The sequence below is a fragment of the Bacillus arachidis genome, from assembly GCF_030285945.1.
Classification (GTDB): domain Bacteria; phylum Bacillota; class Bacilli; order Bacillales; family Bacillaceae_G; genus Bacillus_A; species Bacillus_A arachidis.
Genome location: NZ_CP127376.1, coordinates 1169874 through 1191762, shown reverse-complemented (window position 1 = coordinate 1191762; position 21889 = coordinate 1169874). Strand labels below are relative to the sequence as shown.

The window sequence follows — 21889 nt, the reverse complement described above, 5'->3', positions numbered from 1 at the left end:
TAACAACATAATTAGATGAGGTGTTAGTATGAAAAGAAAACAACTATGGATAGCAACAGCTGCGCTCGGAACGTTAATGCTGTCTGCTTGCGGCCCAAAAGATAACTCAGAGGCGATTGCAACATCAAAAGTCTCGACCATTACAAAAGGTGATTTTGACAAGCAGTTAAAAGAACGGTACGGAAAAGATATGTTATATGAAATGATGGCACAAGATATCATGACAAAAAAATATAAAGTATCCGATGACGAAGTCGATAAAGAATTTAAAAAAGCAAAAGATCAGTTTGGTGATCAATTCAAAACGGTACTAGAAAGTAACCGTCTAAAAGATGAAGATGACTTTAAAAATCAAATTAGATTCAAATTAGCGATGGAAAAAGCTATTAAGGAAAGCATTACAGAGAAAGACGTAAAAGCGAACTATAAGCCTGAAATTAAAGCTAGTCAAATTCTAGTAAACGATGAAAAAACAGCAAATGACATTAAGAAACAACTGGATGAAGGTGCTTCATTTGAAGAGTTAGCAAAACAACAGTCACAAGACCCTAGTTCAAAAGATAATGGCGGAGATCTAGGATACTTCGGTCCAGGTAAAAAGGTATCTGAATTTGAAGAAGCTGCTTACAAATTAAATGTCGGTGAAATTAGCAAACCTATTAAATCATCACAAGGTTACCACATTATTAAGCTTACCGATAAAAAAGAATTAAAACCATATGATGAAGTAAAAGATTCCATCCGTAAAAATCTAGAAGAAGAGCGGTTAGCAGATCAAACTACTGGCCAAAAAATATTATTAGACGAATTCAAAAAAGCTGATATTAAAGTAAAAGATAGTGATTTGAAAGATACATTCTCTCGCCTTTTTGGACAGCAATAAAAAAGGGCGATAGAGTGAGTTGATAGAAAAACACAAGGACAAAAAACAGGAGCCTGCTGACTCCTGTTTCCAAACACTCTGAAAATCCGAACAAGTTACACGCTTGTTCGGATTTTTTTTATTTCTTAAAGTACGTCCAACCCTCTTCTTGATAAACTTTTTCTTCTTTCATCAACTTACCAAGTGCACGTTTAAATGCTGCTTTACTCATATTAAAACGTTCTTTAATGTCTTCTGGATGACTCTTATCCCAAAACGGCATTGCTCCGCCGCGGCTCTCCATATACTCATAAATCACCGCTGCATCATCTTCCATTCCCTCTTCTTTACGCGGAAGAAGTGAAATATTAATTGTACCATCATCTTTCACATCAATAATACGGCCTGTTACACGCTCACCAATACGAACTTGCTCTTTTCTCTCTGTATGATGTAAAAAGGCACGGAAATGTTCATCTGTTAATACAAATGAACCGACTTGAAGTGAGCGATACACACGTCCGTTCACATTTTTATTACGCATAGATGGCGTTGCATCTACAATAATCTCTTGCATATCTGAATCTCTTGCTGGAAGAGCAATTAGGCGGCCACGATTTGTTAATTTTAATGTACAATACAATTCGTCGCCCTCTTCTGGCCAAACTGGTGTATAAATTGGGAACTCATCAGCTGGGATCAAGATATCTTTAGAAACACCAATATCAACAAACACACCTAAATCAGGTTTTACTTCTACAACTTTTACCCAGTTCCAGTCATGTACTGTAATTACCGGCGTCTTCATTGTTGCAGAAATTCGCTCTTTATGATCAAGGTATAAAAATACATCAATCGTATCGCCTTCTTCAATTTCTCCTGCTACTTCATTCTTATGTAGGAATACTTCTTCATAACCATCCTCATCGTCAAATCCGACCATATATCCTATTTCCGTTTCTCGTAAAACAGTTACCTGCTCAATCGCTCCTGGCTCTAAATACATATATTTTAATTCCCTTCTATATATAAAGTTATATTTTTATCATTCCAAAGAAACTTCATTATAACACGATTTTTCCTTTATTTGTCCAACTGACCAAAATTCACTATAATAGAAGATGGAATTTAATTTGGAGGTGCTTACTATGGCAAAAGATAGTTCTTTTGACATCGTTTCAAAAGTAGAATTACCAGAAGTAACAAATGCTATTAACATCGCATTAAAAGAAATTCAAAATCGATATGATTTTAAAGGAAGCAAAAGTGATATTAAATTAGAAAAAGAAGTAATCATTTTAACTTCTGATGATGAATTTAAATTAGAACAAGTAAAAGACGTTCTTATTTCAAAACTAGTTAAACGCGAAGTACCAATCAAAAACTTAGACTACGGAAAAGTAGAAAACGCTGCTGGTAACACAGTACGTCAACGTGCAACGTTGCAACAAGGTATCGATAAAGAGAACGCTAAAAAAATTAATAACATTATTAAAGATTTAAAATTAAAAGTGAAAACACAAGTACAAGATGATCAAGTACGTGTTACTGGAAAAAGCCGCGACGACTTACAAGCAGTCATTGCAGCAATTCGCGGTGCTGATTTACCAATCGATGTACAATTCATTAACTATCGCTAACAAAACAACTCCATAAGAGTGCGATAACAGACGTAATCACCGTTTTGCAGGTGTTACGAAAGAAGTAATCCCAGTGCATAGCAGGCATATCCATACAATATGTTTAATCATCCTGAAATAACAGCAATAGGTTATGTTGTTCTGGTTGGAAATGAAAAAGATACATTCCAACCAGAACAACTGCATTTATGAAGCAGAATCCATTACTTTCATCGGCCAATTTCTCTTATACATTCATAAATGGCACAGAAAAAGAATCTAAATTTAATCCTACAGAGAGGTTTTATTAATCAGTAATAGTTACTACAGAATTTGCGTTAATTCTGTATTCAAAACTCGTTGTGCAGTAATAATAACATTCTGAGGAGTTACTCCATAAACACTGTATATGCCACCGTTTTGATTAGGAACAATTTCAACTTCATATTGAGCTGCTCGCCCCGAAGTAGAGTGAACTAAACTTAGATTTACAAAAGCAGAAGCATTAGCAGGTACAGAAAAGGTTCTCTGTTCAATTAATGCTCTTGTACCATTAAGCTTAAAAGATCGAACCACCCCACTAAGTGTACCTCCAGTACGATTGAGGATTTTAACCCTAGCCTCATTTGCATCATTAGGCTGATTTCCTACGTTTTCAATTGGCCCAGTAGTGAAAGGCATTTTAAATCCACCTCCTATTAACTAAAAAGATTCATAACCTGCAGATTACAGAGAATTTTTATTAATCAGGAATAGTTACTACAGAATTTGCGTTAATTCTGTATTCAAAACTCGTTGCGCAGTAATAATAACACCCTGAGGAGTTACTCCATAAACACTGTATATGCCGCCGTTTTGATTAGGAACAATTTCAACTTCATATTGATCCGCTTGTCCCGAAGTAAAGTGAACTAAACTTAGAACTACAAGAGTAGAAGCATTAGCAGCTACAGTAAAGTTTCTCTGTTCGATTAATGCTCTTGTACCATTAAGCCTAAAAGATCGGAGTACCCCATTAAGCCTAAAAGATCGGAGTACCCCATTAAGTGTACCTCCAGTACGATTGAGGATTTTAACCCTAGCTTTCCTTGCATCATTAGGCTGATTTCCTACGTTTTCAATTGGCCCAGTAGTGAAAGGCATTTTAAATCCACCCCCTATTAACTAAAAAGATTCGTAACATGCAGATTACATATTCATACTATTCAATGTCACATTAGAATGTTTTAAACGAATTCATCAATTCTTTAAAAAGATACATCCTCATCTTTTTTCGCTGTAGGAAATCTCACAAATACCTTTCCTGCTTCTATATACGCTATCCATCTGATCCGCAAAATTCTAAAAAAATTCCACCTTCATTCATCCTACATTACTACTAAAAAACATATATTCTCGTCATAATGTCCACTGTCGCATTTGTAATAGAATAAATAAAAAAGTGCACTACTCATGAATTAGTAGTGCACTAGAGAATATATAGTACCCATGAATAGAAGAGATATACCATCACTCTATCCACTTTCACTTTACAACGTAGAAGATTTTTTCTTCTTTACAGCAATTAAAAAAGCAAGAAACAATACATTTACACCAACTAATAAAGAGATAAAAAGCCAATTGACCCCTGTTTTTTCTCTAACTTGATATACATTCGCTTCTTCTCGCTTCAATACGAGATAATACTTCCCATCTTCTTCTCTAATAATCTCATCTTCCAATAATCCCTTTAATTCTTGATTTTCTCCTATCTCATTTGCCGTAAGGGATACTTTTTGTGTCTCTTTTGTGTTGTTAATTGCAACGAGTGTTACTTCATCTTTATACTTCCTTTTCAGCACACTCATTCCAGCCTTATCATATAACAACTCAAACGTACCATGACGGAGAGATGGCAACTTTTGACGCAACTCTCCCAATCTTGTTATATACTGTAAAAATTTTTCATCAGTTTTAAAATCCATTAACCTATGATTATCTGGTACTCCCCCGCCATCAAGCGCAATCTCTGTACCGTAGTAAACAATCGGCACCCCTGGTGATGTATATAAATAAGCAAGAGCTAATTTTAAACGTACTGGCGGATAATATGCGTTCTCTTTCGCGATTCTGACAAATCGCTTTGTGTCTTGACTATCTAAAAAAGCACCTGTTACTTTACCATTTTCTATTAAACTAGCGTCATAAAGCAGTTTAATAGATGTATCTGGTTTCGTAAAGATATCCGTTATGTACTCATAGTATCCACTATGTATATTCTCTTCCCCATCAGTCATAAAGAGGAAATCTTTTTTCATTCCTCGAACACTTTGTTCTACTTCATTTAAAAAGGTACGAGATATTTCTTTACTATGCATAAGATAAATTCCATCTATGTTCGCTTCTTTCATCCACCATTTTATCGAATCAATAAGCGTTTCCTGCTCTTTTTCTACAACAAATTGAAAGACCACTTTCATATCTCGCTTATGCGCTTCTTGCATAAGCTGTTTCACATCTTGCAGTGATCCAAAATGCTCATTCACTTTTTGAAAATCAACCGCACCACGCCCATCATACGTTTCGCTTTTAAAAATTGGCGAAAGCATAATCGTGGTAAATCCCATATCCTTTATATAATCCATTCGCTTTATTATTCCTTGTATGTCTCCCCCTTGATATCCTTCTAAATTCCCTACATTAAGCTCTTTATCATTTTTTGCGTCTCCATTATTAAAACGATCAATCATAATAGAGTAAATCACTTCATCTTGCCACTCTCTTTTTTCTTCCGCCAATGCGTACATAGGCGCTAAAAAGACCAATACCATACAAAAACAAATGAACATTCCTCTTTTCCACATAATATCCCCCAACTTCTTTCTAATTGTAAGAATAGTATATCAACTTTCCAAACAAACCGCACTTACACAAATAACATGTTAGGTTTTCTTACATATAATTTAAAATTTTCTGAAAAATAAGTTGATTTTTTATTAATTATTGAATATGATATGAAAAATAACATCATACGTAATATTTTATAACATTATAGGAGGGACAAAGAATGAATATGGGAGATACTGTGTTTTTATTTTTAGCGACGGTAATGGTAATGATCATGACGCCAGGTCTAGCACTTTTTTATGGCGGAATGGTTCGTAGCAAAAACGTACTGAGCACAACGATGCATAGCTATAGCGCAATGGCAATCGTTTCTATCCAATGGATTTTTATCGGTTATTCTTTATCATTCGGCCCAGATTGGAACGGCATCATCGGTTCGCTCGATTGGTTCGGTTTACAAAACGTCACCTACACACCAAATCCAGACTATTCCACTACTATTCCACACAATTTATTTATGATGTTTCAACTTATGTTTGCAATCTTAACACCAGCATTAATTTCAGGAGCATTTGCTGAACGAATGCGTTTTTCCGCTTTTCTCATTTTCATTCTTCTTTGGACTACAATTGTTTACAACCCTGTTGCCCACTGGGTATGGGGCGTTGGCGGATGGCTTCGCGAACTTGGAGCATTAGATTTCGCTGGCGGTAACGTTGTTCATATCACATCCGGCGTTGCCGGGCTTGTACTAGCGATTTTTCTCGGCAAGAGAAAAGACATAAACGGACCTTCTCCTCACCATCTACCCTTTACACTTTTAGGCGCAGGCTTACTATGGTTTGGGTGGTTCGGATTTAACGTTGGCAGCGCCCTTACACTAAACGACGTAGCACTGACTGCATTCATTAATACAAATACAGCAGCTGCTGCTTCAGCTTTAACATGGATCCTAGCAGAGTGGTGCTTTCAATCAAAACCAACTGTAATGGGCGCAGCTTGCGGTGCTGTATCAGGTCTCGTTGCTATTACACCAGCTTGCGGATTCGTCACTCCACTTTCCGCTCTTTTAATCGGAGCAATCGGGGGCGTCCTTTGCTTCACAGCCGTTTTCTTTTTAAAACATAAACTTGGATATGACGATGCACTTGATGCATTCGGCTGTCACGGCATCGGCGGAACATGGGGCGGCATTGCAACTGGACTATTTGCAACGACTTCTGTAAATAGCGGTGGTGCTGATGGATTATTTTACGGAAATGCCGCACTTCTCTTTAAACAACTGATGGCAATTGGAGCGACTTATGCTTTTACAATTGTAATGACGTACACCATTATTAAAGGAATTAGTTTCTTCCTTCCCGTCCGCGTGCATGAGCATGAAGAGCAAATAGGACTAGACATTTCGATGCACGGAGAGAAGGCATATGAATATACCGAAAAATCGGTAAGTCAGTAATAAATATACGAAAAAGAGATATATCCTCTTTTAAATAGGATATATCTCTTTTTCAGCTATAACTACATAAGTTATAACATTCTAATTCCTCTAAAAAATTTATCTATCATCCTCCCTGCTTCTAAATTAAATAGTTTATATAGTTTTTCCTATCAATTACATATATCCTAATATTAGCAAACCAGCCAGATGGATTGCGGAATTTTCAAAAGCATTGGACAAGTACACTTCCTTATTTTCTCTTCTTACATAGATTGATAGTAACAAAAGAAAAGGAGGGATATGAATATGGGATACTATTATAAAAAACACGATGATGAGTGTCATAAACATTTCGAGTTTGAATGCAAATGCCGTAAAAAATACTACGATAAATACGAAGACGATTACAAGAAAAAGTGCCACGATAAATATGAAGACAAGTATGAGAAAAAGTACGAAGATAAGTACGAAGACGACTATTACTTCAAATGTCGTTGTCACAAGAAAAAATACTACAAAAAACAAGAAAAGTACTAGAGAACAAACCAAAAGACGACTGGTTTACAGTCGTCTTTTGGTTTGTCATAGACTGAACAATTGGTGGTCCAACAAATATACTTTTTTCGTAATTAAAATTAACACATAAGTTTTTGTCTATGAAGAGAAACAAGAATAGAACTTTCTTCCTTGCTTATTCTCCCTTCTTTATCACTCACAAAAACTCTTTTAGTTATGAAAACTGAATTTAAAATTTTCTTTTTTCGACCTACCGATAATTCAGGTTATGGTACGTTTGGCAAATTATTTACTTCATATGCAACTCGTATTCCCGATTCAATCGCCCCTTGCATCCACCCGTGGGTAAGTGTAGTATGTTCACCAGCAAAGTGCACTTTTCCTTCAGGCATAGTCATATATGGGTATAATTCTAATTCCTGTCCCGGCTCGAAAGCCGTGAAAGCTCCACAAGAGTAAGGATTTTGTCCCCAACTAAAGGAAGAACCTGATACGAATTCAAAATAGACTTGATTCCCGTAAATTTCTGCCAAATTCATCAAGGCGTATTGAATTCGCTCTTTTTCGGATAAGCTGTCCCATGTTAAAGCCTCATCTGCCCATGTATAACTTACCAAGACCATCGCATGCCCTTTTGTACCAATCCCATAACTTGGATAATAGGTAAATCGAATGGGTAGATCAGTGATAGATTTACCACCATATTGGCCTTCTCTTTCCCAAAACCTGCTCTTAAACTCGATTGCAATTTTTGTTGAGGCCATATAGTTAAGTTCCCGAATTGCTTTTCGCTTATTATAGGAAAAAGAATCAAACGGTTCGACTTTCACAAATCGTAAAGCTGAAAAAGGAATGGTTATGATGGCGAGATCACCTGTTATTGCGAAATACTCTGAGGTTTGTTTATGAATAGAATGGATGGTTACACTGTTTTTTTCCTGAACGATTTGCGTCATTTTTTGATGGAACAGTATATTTTCTTTTAATTGCGGCAGAAATGCTTGAGGTAATTGATCCATGCCTCCCGTTATCTCATAAAAATGAGTTGTTGATGTGAAAAATATAGATTCCCGTAAAACTTCAATAAAGGACATTCCCATATACGCCTCCATATCAAGGAGTACACCAATCATATCAATTGCACCATCTGAAAAATAAGTGTTTAACACAAAACCCAACGAATAGGTTCTAAATTGTTTTTCTAAAAGAGACCAATTTTTCTCCGGATTTTGTTTAATAAAATCAATAAGGGGTTGCATGACTAAAAGCAACAGTTCCTCAGCTGTCTTCCCTCTTTCATTAGGGGCAACTGGATATTTTAAAATACTTGGACTGCGTTCAAATATGTCGAGGCGTGTTTGAATGCCATTTGCGTAAATGATATCCATTGGAGTTCGATTAATAAATACATTTGTCGGCAACATAAACTTTTTAATATACTCTAAAGTTAAAGTATGTGTATTAGGAATTCGCATTGGTCCTGCGTTAAAGTATAACCCATCACTAAAGGGAGAGCGCAAGGTATGAACACGCCCACCTATCCTATCATTTGCTTCAAGAATTGTGACTTTATGCCCAGTTCCTTTTAATAAAGAGGCAGCAACAAGACCAGCCATTCCCGCCCCAACAACAAGAATATGTTTAGGAGATTGCGAATTTACAAGACCATTTCTAATAATACGAATCATTTGCTCAGTTGTTAATGGATTGTTCACATTCTCAGGCATCTCTTCGCTCCTCTACAAAAGTATTCCTTGCATTATATTCCTCCGTAGAGATGCCTATGTATTTTTAACATCTAATGTATATAATTCCTATTTATAGAACAAGAAGTTCTTCTCACTATTTCAAAACAAAAGACGACCGAAAAAAATCAGTCGCCTTTTCTATTTATTATAGAAACATATAGCAGTTTCAATTTGAGAATACAATCAAGAATATTATTATTTCGCAGGTTTTCCTACATACGCCGAAATATCAACGTTTAATGCTTGCGCTAAGCGCATACCGTAATCACGGTCTGCACGGAAGAAGTTACAGATTGCAAGTAACTTCGTTTGTTCATCCACATCTTTTAAATCATTTGTTAAGTTTGCAAGTAAGTTATCTTGTTCTTCTTTAGAGAATGAACGGTAGCGCTCACCCGCTTGCTGGAAGTCGTTTGGTTTGTCAATTTTTTCACGAGATACATAACCTTCAAGCTTCATAGTTGAATCACGGTATGCCGGATCCTCAACTGGGTTTTCCACATGACGACTTGGCTCGTAGTTAATTGTGGAAGGTTGTTGATTCATTTGCATTGCACCATCGCGTTGTTGATTGTGAACAGCTGCATATGGACAGTTTACAGGAATTTGTAAGTAGTTCGCACCAAGACGATAGCGCTGTGTATCTGGGTAAGAGAATAAACGCCCTTGTAATAATTTATCTTCAGACGGCTCAATACCAGGTACAGTTGCACTTGGTGAGAATGCTGCCTGTTCTACTTCTGCGAAGAAGTTTTGTGGGTTACGATTCAACGTCATTGTCCCTACTTCCATTAGCGGGAAGCTATCTTCTGGCCATACTTTCGTTGGATCTAACGGATCAAAGTCTAAAGAATCCATTTCATCAAGTTGCATGACTTGTACGTGAAGATCCCATTTCGGATAATTTCCGTGCTTGATTGCATCAAATAAATCACGAGTAGCATGGTTGAAGTCTTTTCCTTGCACTTGTTCTACTTCTTTTGTATTTAAGTTACGCACGCCTTGCTGTGGTTTCCAGTGATATTTAATATAAACAATTTTGCCTTCTGCATTAATCCACTTAAACGAGTGAACACCAAACCCTTCCATTTGACGGTAGTTTGCAGGAGTACCGTAATCAGAGAATACCCAAGTTAACATATGAGTAGATTCTGGTGATAACGTCATGAAATCCCAGTAACGATCTGGCGTTTGAATATTTGTATCCGGTGCTGGTTTTAAAGAGTGTACCATGTCAGGGAATTTAATTGCATCACGAATGAAGAAAACAGGTAAATGGTTACCAACGATATCATAGTTTCCTTCTTCTGTATAAAATTTCACAGCGAACCCACGTGGATCACGCGCTGTTTCTGGAGAACCTTGCCCATGAATAACCGTTGAGAAACGAACGAATACAGGTGTTTCTGTTCCCGCATTTTGCAAAAATGCTGCTTTTGTATATTTTTTCATGCTATTTTTCGTTACGAAAACACCATGAGCACCCGCGCCACGCGCATGTACCACACGCTCTGGAATACGTTCACGATCAAAATGAGCAAGCTTTTCTACTAAATGATAATCTTCTAATAATACCGGCCCACGGCGACCAGCTGTACGAGAATTTTGGTTATCTCCTACCGGAGCACCTTGGTTTGTTGTTAAGCGATTATTTGGATTCATCAAAGGGGACCTCCTGTTTTTTATGATAATAATTACTTATTTAAAGTTATTATAATTTGATTATTATTCAAATTTACTTTTTTGTCAATTATTTTATTCGATATTTTGGAAACAATTTCTACTAGGCAATCAATAAATGAATCTTGGGCATTCGGCATAGCTGGTCCGAAATAGCGTACACCTAGTGCCTCTCTTCCACCGCATCTTCAATAAATGGAGCGATGCACTTTAAGCCTAGATCGCATACAAATTCATATTCTGAAAAACGTCTATTCACTTCCTACGTTAATTTATCAGCTTGTTCCTTTGTAATTTTCGCAAGTGGTGAAATACCACTAATTGCTTTATAGCGGTCAATTAGATCATCAAGTGCTTCTTGAGATCGCTTACGTCAGTGATGGATATGCGTATCATATGCTTCCACATCTGTTAATGACTCTCGGTCCTGTATACCATCACAAGTAAACCTATTTTCTTCTTAGTCATCTATATGCATTTCAATTTCGGAAATGAGAATCTTTTTCAAGAATATTCGTTTCCAGTATACCAATTGATAATAAGTTCGTCAAAATAATAATTATAAATAAGTATTATTTATAATATGATTTTTAATTTCATTTGATAATTTATTTTCTACCATCGCTTTATATTCAGCGGTTCTGTTGCAAAGTTGACTAAAGAATAGAAGAGTTCCGCCAAAAGCGCTTCCTTTTATGCCATTGTTAATAAATTTTGTAATTCATTGTAAATCAAAAAACCGAAATCTGGGTTCAGATTTCGGTTCCGTTTGTGTAAAATGTGCACCCTTCTTTATCGATTACACGATATAGGTAACATCATTCTCCTTTGAATTTGATATAAGTCTCACCCAATTTCCAAGATAAATATACATGCTTATTTTTGCAAAAGCTTAGGTTACCTTTAAAAACTTTACAACGGAATCGTTGCCTGTTTAATCCATTGTAAGATAATTAAAGGTATCATTATTTTCTTGAAATCAAATGATAACTGAATTTGCTCTTCTAACTCTCCATGTATGTGCAATTGCTTTTGTAAGGCTAACATACACTCTGTAGTTTGATCCTGTAACTTTTGATGCATAAATTCTTTTGAATGCTGAATGCTTTCGTTTTGGTTTATCATATATCCAATAGCTATAGATCCTTTTTTTTCACCTATTCCTGCTGTAAATTCTTGAATATTGATGTCTTTTAAATGAACAAAATAATCATTGTACAAATCTATTGAATAAGCACCCGGGTTAGACATACCGGTTACAATATTCGGTTGAAAAACAAATAGAATAGGTACCAAAGCTGTAAATGTTTGATTGTGAAATGCTTCGTATAGAATTTGCGCTAAGGTATTAATATGAATAAATGGTTGAGCTAGACTCATCGATTCTTTTTGCGATGCTTGTTTATTCAATGGGTGTTTGTAAACATGATATGGTAATACGCCATGTTCATTTGAAAAGGTTTTTAAATAATGATTGTTGTGCCTACCAAGATCCAAATGATAATTTATATTGTTTATCATATCTATAGAATTTTTTGTCTCTAGCATCAGACTAACTCCCTCCTTACGGTTTGGCTTTCTGTACCTAAAATATACTCGTTAATTTATGTTAATAACAATCAGTAAAATTCCATTAAAAATATCGTGAATTATTGTTTATTTTTTCTTCTTTTTTTACTAATAGAATAGCCAGTAATCTAATAACCCGTCTCACTGTATAGGGACAGTTCAATTGTTGTTCACCTATTTTGTTATATATGTATGTTTTTGATCCTAGTTTAGGCGCACACTTTATTATTTTCCAGGAGGTAGAATATCATTATAGAAGATTGGAGTATCGTCGGCGTTAGATTGGGAGATTGAATATTGCGGAGTAGTATCTGCATGAACTGCATTACCAAATAAAGAGAAACCAGAAAATACAGTAGCCATAACCATAATTGAAAAGAATTTTTTAATGTTCATCATTGAACCTCCATTAATAGTTGTTTTGTTAATTCAAATACTACTAGAGGTTCAATGTTAAAAAATAGAAGTAAAAAATTCGGATTTATCAGTCAATTTTTTAAAGAGAAACAGTCAAAAATTTAACTAATCACATTAAACTTTTGATTTTTATAGATGGTTAGTGTAGTTAAATTGATATTTGAGGTATCAGCTATGAAACCTTAACATAAAAACAGGTGAATAATAAAATTCACCTGTTTTGTTATATATGTATTTTTTAATCCTAGTTTAGGCGCACATTTTATTATTTTCCAGGAGGTAGAATATCATTATAGAAGATTGGGGTATCGTCGGCATTAGATTGAGAGATTGAATATTGCGGAGTAGTATCTGCATGAACTGCATTACCAAATAAAGAGAAACCAGAAAATACAGTAGCCATAACCATAATTGAAAAGAATTTTTTAATGTTCATCATTGAACCTCCATTAATAGTTGTTTTGTTAATTCAAATACTACTAGAGGTTCAATGTTAAAAAATAGAAGTAAAAAATTCGAATTTATCAGTCAATTTTTTAAAGAGAAACAGTCAAAAATTTAACTAATCACATTAAACTTTTGATTTTTATAGATGATCAGTGTAGTTAAATTGATACTTGGAATACCAGTTATAAAATCTTATCCAAACAGAAACACTACCGACTAGAAATTTATATTAACAGCAAAATGATAGCTGCGCTACAGGTTGAGTGTTTGTAATTTGATAGAAATGATAATAAATTATGGGCTGTTTATATAGCAAATTTTCAAGTTTAATTTAGAGAATTTTCAACTGATATTTTCAAATACTTTGCTGACATTTTATAAGCACGATTATCATAAAAATGGTTCCCTAGTTCAGTAGAAAGTTCTCGAACTAACGTATATTGTTTCTTTTCTAACCCCATTTCAATAGCTTTTTGCATTTCTTTCTCATATCCATAATAATCACCACGTAATTTGAATATAGTCGCTTTGAAGCTATATAGCTGAACATGTGCATAAGGGACATCTTGAACTGCTAAGATTTTAAATGCGTCATCCATAAGTCTATTAACGGTTTCCCAGTCTTTAAATTCTATGTAAATTTCGATTAAGCTACGTATTGTATATACTTTATCTGCTTCGTTGGGAAGAAACTCGCTAAGTTGTAAGCTTTTTTCATAATATTTTATGGCATTGGTATAGTCTTTTAAACCTTGATATATTTTCGCATAATTATATAAAATTATAGGGAAATACATGGAATTATTAATAGCTTCCGCTCCAAGTTCTGCCTGCTTCAACGTTTCAAGTGCTTTATCATGTAGATTATCTAAATGATATTGCAAGGCCAAAATTATTAGAACATCTATAACTCGATCTTCCATATTTAATTTTTTATACAATTTGTATGCTTTGGTAGAGTACAAACGACTAATATTTTGATCTTGATAAAGACGTTGTTTTATTATACTTAAATTATAATATACATCAGCGTGTTGTACACTTTCTTCTCCACCTAGTAGACTCTCTATTTGAACATAAATTTCTTGGGCTGTAATATTATCTTGTTTGTTATAGTAATAAAGACCACGGGCCATTAAGTAGTGTATGAAATCATCACTATGTTTGGTTTCGACTTGATTGGGAATTAATTGTGAAGCCCGTTCTACAATAGATTCTATATATGTTAAGTTATTATTTCGAGCATGATAGTATATTAAAGTACCATAAGCCTTAAGCAGTAAGGGAATTGAGGTTGTTTCACGGACATAAAGTTCTAATAATGATAAATCTTTTTCAGATATAATTTTTTCATTTTTATACTTTTCACATATATGAAGAAGTTTAGGTTCTACATCCTCATGATCCGCATCTACAAGAAATTTATAATCAACATCTAGCTTTTGAGCAATTTTTTCTAAAAAAGAAGTTGAAGGTTTAATTTGTCCATTTTCAATTCTACTTAAATAAGTTATAGAGCATATCCCTGATACTAATTCTCCCTGCGTGAATTTTTTATGTATACGTATTTGTCGAATACGTTCACCTATGTTCATATCTATATCTTCACTCCTCTTTTCGCATAACCTGATCTGATTTTTTTGGGCGCTATTATATGTGTCATTCATTATAATATATGCAGTGTTTTATCTGTAGATAGAGAAATAACATTGTATATTTCCTTATACTTATCAGTCTAACTATGAAGGAAAGCTTGAATACAACGCAACTGTAACTAATTACTTTAATTATTAATACTTATTTGGATGTATATGGAATTTTCATACCCCATTTACTACTATCAGTTGTCTCCCCCTCCACTCATATTACTATATTATACCAATTTACTGATGCTCACGCCTAATAAAATTCATCTTCCACCAATCTAATTTTATATGTTTGTTTTATATAATCATTGTTTTACTTGTTTAAGTTCTGTTGCAAAATTCCTTAACATCAAACTAGACGAGGAATTTTTGACTAACTATTATGCAACTATAAATATTTTTTCAATTCATTTAGTATCCTAAAATTACAATAAAATGAATAACAAATGAATAAAACTAATTTGTATTATATAAATTCATCGCAATATTCGACTTCACAAAGACCGCTTAAATGTTGATATACAATTAATGACGATACTCATTCAATTTGTTAGTATATAGAGGACTTAACCATGAATAAATAATAAATAATCTAATTTTCGAATTTATATTCACAACTAAGTATATCTCAACTATTTTCAGGAGGTTTTTTCGAATGAAGTTACATAAGGTGAAAAATTTGCTACCTATATCTGCTGCAACAATTACACTAGTATCTAATCAAGGAACGGCTGATGCCGCAACGATTTATACTGTAAAAAAAAATGACACTCTCTCGGATATTAGCATCCACTATGGAGTTTCAGTTCAAGCAATTAAACAAGCTAATAATAAGATGAATGATCAAATTTATATTGGTGAACATTTAACTATTCCAGTCTCATCACCATCAAGCGAGCCTACACCTCAAAAAGAGTTAGTAGCTTCAAATCATTCAGCTCAAGCTGTTTATCAAGTTCAACGGGGGGATACATTAGAAGCTATCGCAAAACGATACACTGTATCCGTACAATCAATTAGACAAGCTAACAATACAAACGGTGACCGAATTTATGCGGGTCAACACTTAATCATTACAACGGGCATTTCAGAACAAGAAGTAGACTTAATGGCTCGTTTAGTGACTGCAGAAGCAGGAGGGGAACCTTACGCTGGAAAAGTTGCAGTAGCAAAAGTTGTATTAAATCGTGTTGGTGCCACAGGATTTCCAAATACAATTACAGATGTTATTTATGAACCTATTAAATATGGCTATGCTTTTACACCTGTTACAGATGGAAGAATTAATCAACCGGCAACTCACGAAGCGAGGATGGCGGTAGAAGAAGCAATTTCTACTAAAGGAACTAATTCTGATTGGCTTTATTTTTATAATCCAAAAACCTCTACTGATAAATGGATTACCACACGCCAAACTGTTGCAGTAATCGGTAATCATGTGTTTGCTAAGTAAAGAAATTTATTTTTCTAGATTTGGCGCAACAAATACATCATTTTAAATAGGAAATGGAAACTTCGTGCTGTGCATCACCAACATTCATCCCCTTCCTACCGCATGGACTATGTCCTGCATGCGCCCTAGGAAGGGGATTTCTGTTGGATTTCTGTTAAATTATTTTACCTCTACTGTATAATTCCCTGATCCACCGCCATATTTATATACACTTAAATAATATTTGCCTGGCTTCGCATTATAATTCCCGAGCAATTTATTTCCGTCACGTTTTGTTGGATAAGCGGCATAATTATTAAGATCTGACTCAGAATATAATACCCAGTTTAGCCCAATGTTTTGTTCATTCGTAACAGTAATCTGCAAGTCTTTCGGATCCTTTACATCAATAACAAACCGATCCGCTTGATCTTGATCACTTAGGCTACCTCGTAATACTGTGTTCAAAGATAGTGGATTCGCTGTATTAAATTCATTATTCGGTTCTTTTTCTACAGTAGTATCTTCTTCTGCATTCACTCCGCTAAACACAACATCATATTCAAATTGTCCAGCGCTATTAACGCGGTAATTCACGAAATAAGCAGTCAATGTTTTGTATCCGCTCCACTCTTTTTCAGAAAGATGTTTCAGCATATCATTCGTTGCTTGATTCATCGTTTTCCAGTCCTCTATTTCTCCTTTTGACGTACTTCCTGTATATGTTCCTTGCAGTGTAAATGTATTAAAGAATTGTGATTTATTCTTTGTTACATTCACATTTTTCAACTTCGCTTCATTTGTAATATCCGCTGTGACATCAGAAAGCGCTTTCGGTTTATGCTCCGCTAAATAATCATCTGATACTTGTGGAATTGTATACTTATCACGATTATCAATCAGCATTTGCATATAAGATTGGTAGTCTTCATTTAATTTACTATCTTTACTTAATGCAGAGCGGTACGCATCGTAATTTGTTACATCATTTGCACGAATTAAATCATGCACTTTATCGAACATCTCAGGGCGATTATTATACATATAAGATTGCAATGCAAATGAATAGTTATAAAAATCCCATGTTCCATACTTCGCATTTAATGTTTGCTCTGCTGTGTATCGCTTAGCTGGATCATTAGATAATCCGCCAATTATACTTTTTCGTGGTACAACGCTATCTAATCGAGTTGAGCCTGCAAAGAACTCCGCATTTCCTTCTTCAAACCAAGTTAAGCGTTCATTTTGATACATATCACCTTGTCCCCATAATCCAGGAACTTCGTATCTTCCCTGTAAATAGTGTGTAAATTCATGACGGAATAATTCTTCTAAACTATAAATACTTTGCTGTGGTGTACGTTCATATGTAAAGAACGTTCCTATTCCTTCAATGTAAATTCCACCATTATTCGTTTCATAGCCGTACAATTGACGGTTAAATTGATATTCGTCCGGACTATTGTAAATGACCATCGTTAACACATCATCAGCATGTCCGTTTTCAAGCGGCTTATCGCTACCAACTGTACGATAAAATTGAGAGCGTACTTCTTTTGCCGCCCAGTATAAACGTTTAATTTTCTCTTCACTAACTTTATCTCCCGCCTTAAAAACGATTGCCCCATCATCAAACGTATACGTTTTCGGTAAATATTTCTTCTTGCCATCTTCTCGAATTTGATCTAAATTTACTGTTTTTCCGTTCGCATCGACTCCGCCGTAATTTGTAGTAATTTGTTCTGCCGCAACAAAATATTGCTCCCCTAAATATGGATAAATCCGCATCGCTTCTGTAACAACTTGCTGTCCTTTTGCCTGTGTACTATGAAACTTTCCAAGCCGGCCAGCATAGTAAATTCCATTATTAATTAACCATCCGTTTTTATCTGTTACCGTACCAATCAGTGCAAAGCGATTGATTTCATTAATAAAGTTATCGATGTTTCGATACCACATCGTATCTTTTGGTTCCTTGCCCGTATCATACATATACGACTGAACTTCATAATCAATCCCTTTCATCAACTCATATACAGCATCGCCTTTTGTTCTATCTTCAATGAAAGTTGTAAGATTATCGTTATATTGTTTGAAGATTTCACCCGCATATTGAATAACTTCAACATCAGCTGATGCATTTCCAATCAGCTTTCCATACGATGAAATAACTTTGTTTTGTTCTGGTGTACCAAGTTTAAAATTCGGATTTTTTGCAATCGCTTTTAAAGCTGGTAAACATTTATCGTGATAGCTGCGCTCGTTTAGTTTGCTTAATTCATCATTATAAAAACCTAAATAAAATGCCGCACGTAGAGCTTCTGATAATGTCTCAATTCCTTTTGAATCATCTTTCGTATAAGCTCGTCCTTGTTCTACTAGTTTATCAATGATTGCTTGCATCCGGCTATCATCTTGATAGAATTTCAAACTATCATTATTAAACTGAAATAATTCCGGAATTTGATACCATTTGATTGTCACAAGAAGGTCCGTTAATTCTTTGTTGCTTAATTGATTCAATTCAGCCATTGAATATTTTTTTTCTTCAACTAATTGTTTAGCATTTTCTTTTGGCGCTGGCGGACGCTGCGATAAGTCTGCTGACTTTAATCGTTTTGTGAAAGATGCATTTTCCTGTATGTTCGAAGGATGTGCCAACTCATCAACGGATTTCTGTATTCCTACCGGCTCCATTTGTAATACATTCTTCATATTATTCTCTTTTGTTTCTGCTTGAATTTGCATTCCATTACAGGATATCGTAACAATCCCAACCCCAAGCATCAGTTTATAAAATTTCCAGTTTTTCGCCATACTATTGCCCCCTTTAATATTTTAAAAATTCAGTTTTTTCAGGATGAATCATTCAATCTGTCTATATTAAACAGTTTCCTATTAATACTAGTAAAAGTAGTGAGATAATGGTAAGTCACTTTTTTACTGTTAATAATACACCCTACTTATTTCTTAGAGCCCTTCCCCCTTCCTTACATTTAATACAAGCAAAAACTGTGCCAATGTTGTATCTTATGATTAGGAAACAATCCTTTATTAAGACTGTATAATAAATTATACACAAACAATTTAGTAATGTATAAATTGTTTGACATGAAATCCCCCTTTATAAGAACGCTTCTGATAAAAGATTCATTTTGTTTATATTCAAGTGAAATAATAGTGAAAAGCAGCTCACAAATTGTAAGCCGCTTTTCACTATTCCTTCATATCCCTGACTAAAAATCGGATCAATTCGTTATACTTCCCCTTGGATAGACTTCTTCTTTTAGAGGGCCTGTCCTCTATTAATTTGAATATAAATAACTCTATAGGGATATATCAAAAAGTAAGTGGTAATGAATCCTACAATAAAAATCACGCACTCTTATATTCTTCAACAATTTTATTTAGTTTCTCTATATCATTTATTAATTGATCTCTCAAGCCAGATTCCGCTGATTGCATAACGAGTTTTGATTGTGCAGTTAGATCTTTTAATACTTCGCGGTCCTTTTCTTTTATGTTTTTGTTTCTGTATAATTCTTGTTTAATAGATTCCATTTTCTTATAGTATGCTTTCATACTATTAGATTCAGGAAACATTGAAGTAGCCTCTTTTAAAAGTCCTTGCATTTCAGCATCGAAAGCGTCAATTTGTTTTGATGTTTTTGAACATCCAGTAACAAACAAAATAGTAAACATGATTAACAATATTTTCTTCATTGTCATACCTCCGAAATTAACTAAAATAGTCTACTATACCCTTTTTGAAGAAATCATCTTCCAGTAATATGAACGACTAGTATTTAGTTATTGTTTACTCTTAACTTATATAACATGTTAGAAAAGTTGATTTTACATAAAGTAGATGCGAAAAAATGACCTTTCCATTCTATTGTACAAATCATTATGTTTGTTATCATTTTTTATCTGTATGCATGTCGATTTTTTCATAGCAGCCATGCTTGACAACTTGACGAGATTCTATTTCTTCATATCCTTTAAGTTGCAAATCCTCTGAGATATCGACAATAATTGTATTGTTCAGAACACTAACTACATATCCAGTAAATTTTAAAGAAGCATCATCGCGATACGAAAAATGAACAAACTCCCCTTTTTTTACTGTTACTACTTTATCCATAATAAAGCCTCCTTACTACCCTTCATCTATTGCATTAACATGAATCGTTTCATTTGTTATGTTATATACTACATGAAACTTACTCATATCTTCTACTACAAAGCCCCACCAAATTACTCTATTTCTTTTTGCTATTTTTACATAATAAAACTTCCATATAATAGCACGTGAAAATTACTTTCCTGTAAGTATTATATTTTATTACTATAAAATTTATGGTATATTCTAAAGAAAAATAGTATTTTTAGAAAAAAATTCTATTTTTTAACTTTTATAAAAGAGGCGATCATTACAATATGGCATTCACAAATCTAGTAGATTTAGAATATATTTGCAATCTTATTTTCAATCTATATGAATTACCTGTTTTATTTATAGATAGCAAAAAAAAGCTAAAATTAGAATTCTCCGCGAGTTCATTAAGTCATCCGCTTTATCCTAGGAAAAAAGAATTATTGAATCAATTCTTCTCTGATCATGCTCCGCATCAATTTCCAATTTTCCGCACCACAACTTCTCTGGAAAACTTCTTTTCAATAAACCTTTACACAGATAAGGGATTTAGCGGTGTAATCATTGTTGGTCCTTTCCTTTATTTCGAACTAACAGATGAATCAATTCATAGAATTCTTAATGACTTTAATATTTATAAAGGGAGAAACAAAATCGTTCGATACTATCATTCTTTACCTGTAGTAAGTAGAGTGAAGATGATAAATATGAGTGCAATCTTTTATTACATGCTTTATCATCAAAAATTAGACATAGTCGATATCCTACAACAAAATACATTACTTAAAGAAAGAAAAATTAGCCCTGAATCACCTGATATACGTATATCAGAAAATCAACAAAATAATGAAATGCCTGCTACTCCTTTACTAGAGAAAAAACTTCTGCAATTTATTAAGGAAGGAAAAAAGGATGAATTCATAAAAAATGCACAGGCACTATTTGAAAAAGGAGAACCGAGAATACTATCTAAAACGAGTCATTTAAGGAGTCGAAAAAACCTTGTCATCGCAGCTATATCACTTGGAGCAAGAGCCGCTATAGAAGGGGGCATTCCTCCCGAAGCTGCCCACACCCTCAGCGATTTGTATATTCAAAACCTTGAAGAGCTGAAAGAGAGCACAGTTATTTATCAATTTGTGATACATGCTTTATGTGATCTAATAGAAAAGGTCGAAAAAGAGAATAAGCTCAAATACTCAAAAACAATCAATGCTTGCCGAAACTATATTTTCACACATCTTTATGAGGAAATTACTCTCTCACAATTAGCAGAGTTCGTCTCCATGCATCCCAACTATTTATCCGTCCTTTTTAAAAAAGAAGTTGGAGTATCACTACGTGAATATATCCAGCGTGAAAAGATTGAAGAAGCAAAAAAGTTAATATTCTATACAAAACATTCCATGTCCGAAATCTATACCTTATTACATTTTTATGATCAAAGTTATTTTATAAAAGTATTCAAAAAGTTCACAGGCATGACACCGAGACAGTTTAAAAACAAGGGAGTTAAAATGTAAATACAAC

19 protein-coding genes and 1 pseudogene are annotated in these 21889 nt (G+C 34.3%); 6 read left to right on the top strand and 14 right to left on the bottom strand.

What is annotated here, in order from left to right; translation table 11 throughout:
- The first annotated feature begins 28 nt into the window (after positions 1-28).
- Positions 29-883: a peptidylprolyl isomerase PrsA gene (gene prsA, locus QRY57_RS07510; RefSeq protein WP_026590469.1), complete on the top strand. Its 855-nt coding sequence runs from the start codon at positions 29-31 to the stop codon at positions 881-883.
- A gap of 118 nt (positions 884-1001) precedes the next feature.
- Here prsA and QRY57_RS07505 read toward each other — a convergent pair whose 3' ends face one another.
- On the bottom strand, positions 1002-1868 hold the full coding sequence (locus QRY57_RS07505) for a CvfB family protein (protein ID WP_286017097.1): 867 nt from the start codon (positions 1866-1868) through the stop codon (positions 1002-1004).
- A 142-nt stretch (positions 1869-2010) separates the two neighbouring features.
- On the opposite strand from QRY57_RS07505, the gene QRY57_RS07500 reads away from it, so the two are divergent.
- Positions 2011-2502, top strand: a complete 492-nt coding sequence (locus QRY57_RS07500) for a YajQ family cyclic di-GMP-binding protein (RefSeq protein WP_208017808.1) — start codon at positions 2011-2013, stop codon at positions 2500-2502.
- A gap of 303 nt (positions 2503-2805) precedes the next feature.
- On the opposite strand, the gene QRY57_RS07495 is transcribed toward QRY57_RS07500, so the two are convergent.
- From QRY57_RS07495 to QRY57_RS07485, 3 genes are all read right to left on the bottom strand, one after another.
- Positions 2806-3162, bottom strand: a complete 357-nt coding sequence (locus QRY57_RS07495) for an ATPase (protein WP_286017096.1) — start codon at positions 3160-3162, stop codon at positions 2806-2808.
- Positions 3163-3240: 78 nt separating this feature from the next.
- Entirely contained in the window at positions 3241-3624 is a 384-nt protein-coding gene (locus QRY57_RS07490) for an ATPase (protein WP_286017095.1), read from the bottom strand.
- A gap of 386 nt (positions 3625-4010) precedes the next feature.
- Positions 4011-5291: an alpha-amylase family glycosyl hydrolase gene (locus tag QRY57_RS07485; protein WP_286017818.1), complete on the bottom strand. Its 1281-nt coding sequence runs from the start codon at positions 5289-5291 to the stop codon at positions 4011-4013.
- Positions 5292-5527: 236 nt separating this feature from the next.
- Between QRY57_RS07485 and QRY57_RS07480 the strand changes: the two genes are divergently transcribed.
- Entirely contained in the window at positions 5528-6766 is a 1239-nt protein-coding gene (locus QRY57_RS07480) for an ammonium transporter (protein ID WP_286017094.1), read from the top strand.
- 288 nt (positions 6767-7054) lie between these two features.
- Complete coding sequence (locus tag QRY57_RS07475; protein ID WP_098303066.1) at positions 7055-7285, top strand: hypothetical protein; 231 nt, start codon at positions 7055-7057, stop codon at positions 7283-7285.
- A 245-nt stretch (positions 7286-7530) separates the two neighbouring features.
- On the opposite strand, the gene QRY57_RS07470 is transcribed toward QRY57_RS07475, so the two are convergent.
- The 7 genes and pseudogenes from QRY57_RS07470 to QRY57_RS07440 all read right to left on the bottom strand — a co-directional run bounded on the left by QRY57_RS07470 (position 7531) and on the right by QRY57_RS07440 (position 14720).
- Positions 7531-8991, bottom strand: coding sequence for a flavin monoamine oxidase family protein (locus QRY57_RS07470; protein ID WP_286017093.1), 1461 nt, complete (start codon positions 8989-8991; stop codon positions 7531-7533).
- Between the two features lie 216 nt (positions 8992-9207).
- Positions 9208-10674 carry a catalase gene (locus tag QRY57_RS07465; RefSeq protein WP_286017092.1) on the bottom strand — a complete coding sequence of 489 codons (1467 nt, stop codon included), beginning with the start codon at positions 10672-10674 and terminating at the stop codon, positions 9208-9210.
- Positions 10675-10864: 190 nt separating this feature from the next.
- Positions 10865-11160: pseudogene (locus QRY57_RS07460) on the bottom strand (ferrochelatase); the annotation flags it as partial.
- Between the two features lie 444 nt (positions 11161-11604).
- On the bottom strand, positions 11605-12240 hold the full coding sequence (locus QRY57_RS07455) for a hypothetical protein (RefSeq protein ID WP_286017091.1): 636 nt from the start codon (positions 12238-12240) through the stop codon (positions 11605-11607).
- Positions 12241-12486: 246 nt separating this feature from the next.
- Positions 12487-12660, bottom strand: a complete 174-nt coding sequence (locus QRY57_RS07450) for a hypothetical protein (RefSeq protein ID WP_155924314.1) — start codon at positions 12658-12660, stop codon at positions 12487-12489.
- Positions 12661-12943: 283 nt separating this feature from the next.
- Entirely contained in the window at positions 12944-13117 is a 174-nt protein-coding gene (locus tag QRY57_RS07445; protein WP_155924314.1) for a hypothetical protein, read from the bottom strand.
- A 334-nt stretch (positions 13118-13451) separates the two neighbouring features.
- Positions 13452-14720 carry a helix-turn-helix domain-containing protein gene (locus tag QRY57_RS07440; protein WP_286017090.1) on the bottom strand — a complete coding sequence of 423 codons (1269 nt, stop codon included), beginning with the start codon at positions 14718-14720 and terminating at the stop codon, positions 13452-13454.
- A gap of 706 nt (positions 14721-15426) precedes the next feature.
- On the opposite strand from QRY57_RS07440, the gene QRY57_RS07435 reads away from it, so the two are divergent.
- Positions 15427-16224, top strand: a complete 798-nt coding sequence (locus tag QRY57_RS07435) for a LysM peptidoglycan-binding domain-containing protein (RefSeq protein ID WP_286017089.1) — start codon at positions 15427-15429, stop codon at positions 16222-16224.
- Positions 16225-16383: 159 nt separating this feature from the next.
- On the opposite strand, the gene colA is transcribed toward QRY57_RS07435, so the two are convergent.
- From colA to QRY57_RS07420, 3 genes are all read right to left on the bottom strand, one after another.
- A complete protein-coding gene (gene colA, locus QRY57_RS07430) occupies positions 16384-19020 on the bottom strand; it encodes a collagenase ColA (protein ID WP_432804065.1) in 2637 nt (878 codons plus the stop codon).
- Between the two features lie 558 nt (positions 19021-19578).
- Positions 19579-19926, bottom strand: coding sequence for a hypothetical protein (locus QRY57_RS07425; protein ID WP_208017799.1), 348 nt, complete (start codon positions 19924-19926; stop codon positions 19579-19581).
- A gap of 196 nt (positions 19927-20122) precedes the next feature.
- Positions 20123-20347, bottom strand: coding sequence for a DUF2187 family protein (locus QRY57_RS07420; RefSeq protein WP_026590484.1), 225 nt, complete (start codon positions 20345-20347; stop codon positions 20123-20125).
- A gap of 296 nt (positions 20348-20643) precedes the next feature.
- Between QRY57_RS07420 and QRY57_RS07415 the strand changes: the two genes are divergently transcribed.
- Complete coding sequence (locus tag QRY57_RS07415) at positions 20644-21882, top strand: helix-turn-helix domain-containing protein (protein WP_286017088.1); 1239 nt, start codon at positions 20644-20646, stop codon at positions 21880-21882.
- Positions 21883-21889 lie beyond the last annotated feature (7 nt).

Excerpts from the sequence above, each read along its gene's own strand:
- QRY57_RS07485 (WP_286017818.1), bottom strand. The coding sequence starts at position 5,291 with ATGGTATTGGTCTTTTTAGCGCCTATGTACGCATTGGCGGAAGAAAAA.
- QRY57_RS07495 (WP_286017096.1), bottom strand. The coding sequence starts at position 3,162 with ATGCCTTTCACTACTGGGCCAATTGAAAACGTAGGAAATCAGCCTAAT.
- QRY57_RS07470 (WP_286017093.1), bottom strand. The coding sequence starts at position 8,991 with ATGCCTGAGAATGTGAACAATCCATTAACAACTGAGCAAATGATTCGT.
- QRY57_RS07415 (WP_286017088.1), top strand. The coding sequence starts at position 20,644 with ATGGCATTCACAAATCTAGTAGATTTAGAATATATTTGCAATCTTATT.
- QRY57_RS07490 (WP_286017095.1), bottom strand. The coding sequence starts at position 3,624 with ATGCCTTTCACTACTGGGCCAATTGAAAACGTAGGAAATCAGCCTAAT.
- QRY57_RS07450 (WP_155924314.1), bottom strand. The coding sequence starts at position 12,660 with ATGATGAACATTAAAAAATTCTTTTCAATTATGGTTATGGCTACTGTA.
- QRY57_RS07465 (WP_286017092.1), bottom strand. The coding sequence starts at position 10,674 with ATGAATCCAAATAATCGCTTAACAACAAACCAAGGTGCTCCGGTAGGA.
- colA (WP_432804065.1), bottom strand. The coding sequence starts at position 19,020 with ATGGCGAAAAACTGGAAATTTTATAAACTGATGCTTGGGGTTGGGATT.
- QRY57_RS07475 (WP_098303066.1), top strand. The coding sequence starts at position 7,055 with ATGGGATACTATTATAAAAAACACGATGATGAGTGTCATAAACATTTC.
- prsA (WP_026590469.1), top strand. The coding sequence starts at position 29 with ATGAAAAGAAAACAACTATGGATAGCAACAGCTGCGCTCGGAACGTTA.
- QRY57_RS07480 (WP_286017094.1), top strand. The coding sequence starts at position 5,528 with ATGAATATGGGAGATACTGTGTTTTTATTTTTAGCGACGGTAATGGTA.
- QRY57_RS07500 (WP_208017808.1), top strand. The coding sequence starts at position 2,011 with ATGGCAAAAGATAGTTCTTTTGACATCGTTTCAAAAGTAGAATTACCA.
- QRY57_RS07420 (WP_026590484.1), bottom strand. The coding sequence starts at position 20,347 with ATGGATAAAGTAGTAACAGTAAAAAAAGGGGAGTTTGTTCATTTTTCG.
- QRY57_RS07455 (WP_286017091.1), bottom strand. The coding sequence starts at position 12,240 with ATGCTAGAGACAAAAAATTCTATAGATATGATAAACAATATAAATTAT.
- QRY57_RS07445 (WP_155924314.1), bottom strand. The coding sequence starts at position 13,117 with ATGATGAACATTAAAAAATTCTTTTCAATTATGGTTATGGCTACTGTA.
- QRY57_RS07435 (WP_286017089.1), top strand. The coding sequence starts at position 15,427 with ATGAAGTTACATAAGGTGAAAAATTTGCTACCTATATCTGCTGCAACA.
- QRY57_RS07505 (WP_286017097.1), bottom strand. The coding sequence starts at position 1,868 with ATGTATTTAGAGCCAGGAGCGATTGAGCAGGTAACTGTTTTACGAGAA.
- QRY57_RS07425 (WP_208017799.1), bottom strand. The coding sequence starts at position 19,926 with ATGAAGAAAATATTGTTAATCATGTTTACTATTTTGTTTGTTACTGGA.
- QRY57_RS07440 (WP_286017090.1), bottom strand. The coding sequence starts at position 14,720 with ATGAACATAGGTGAACGTATTCGACAAATACGTATACATAAAAAATTC.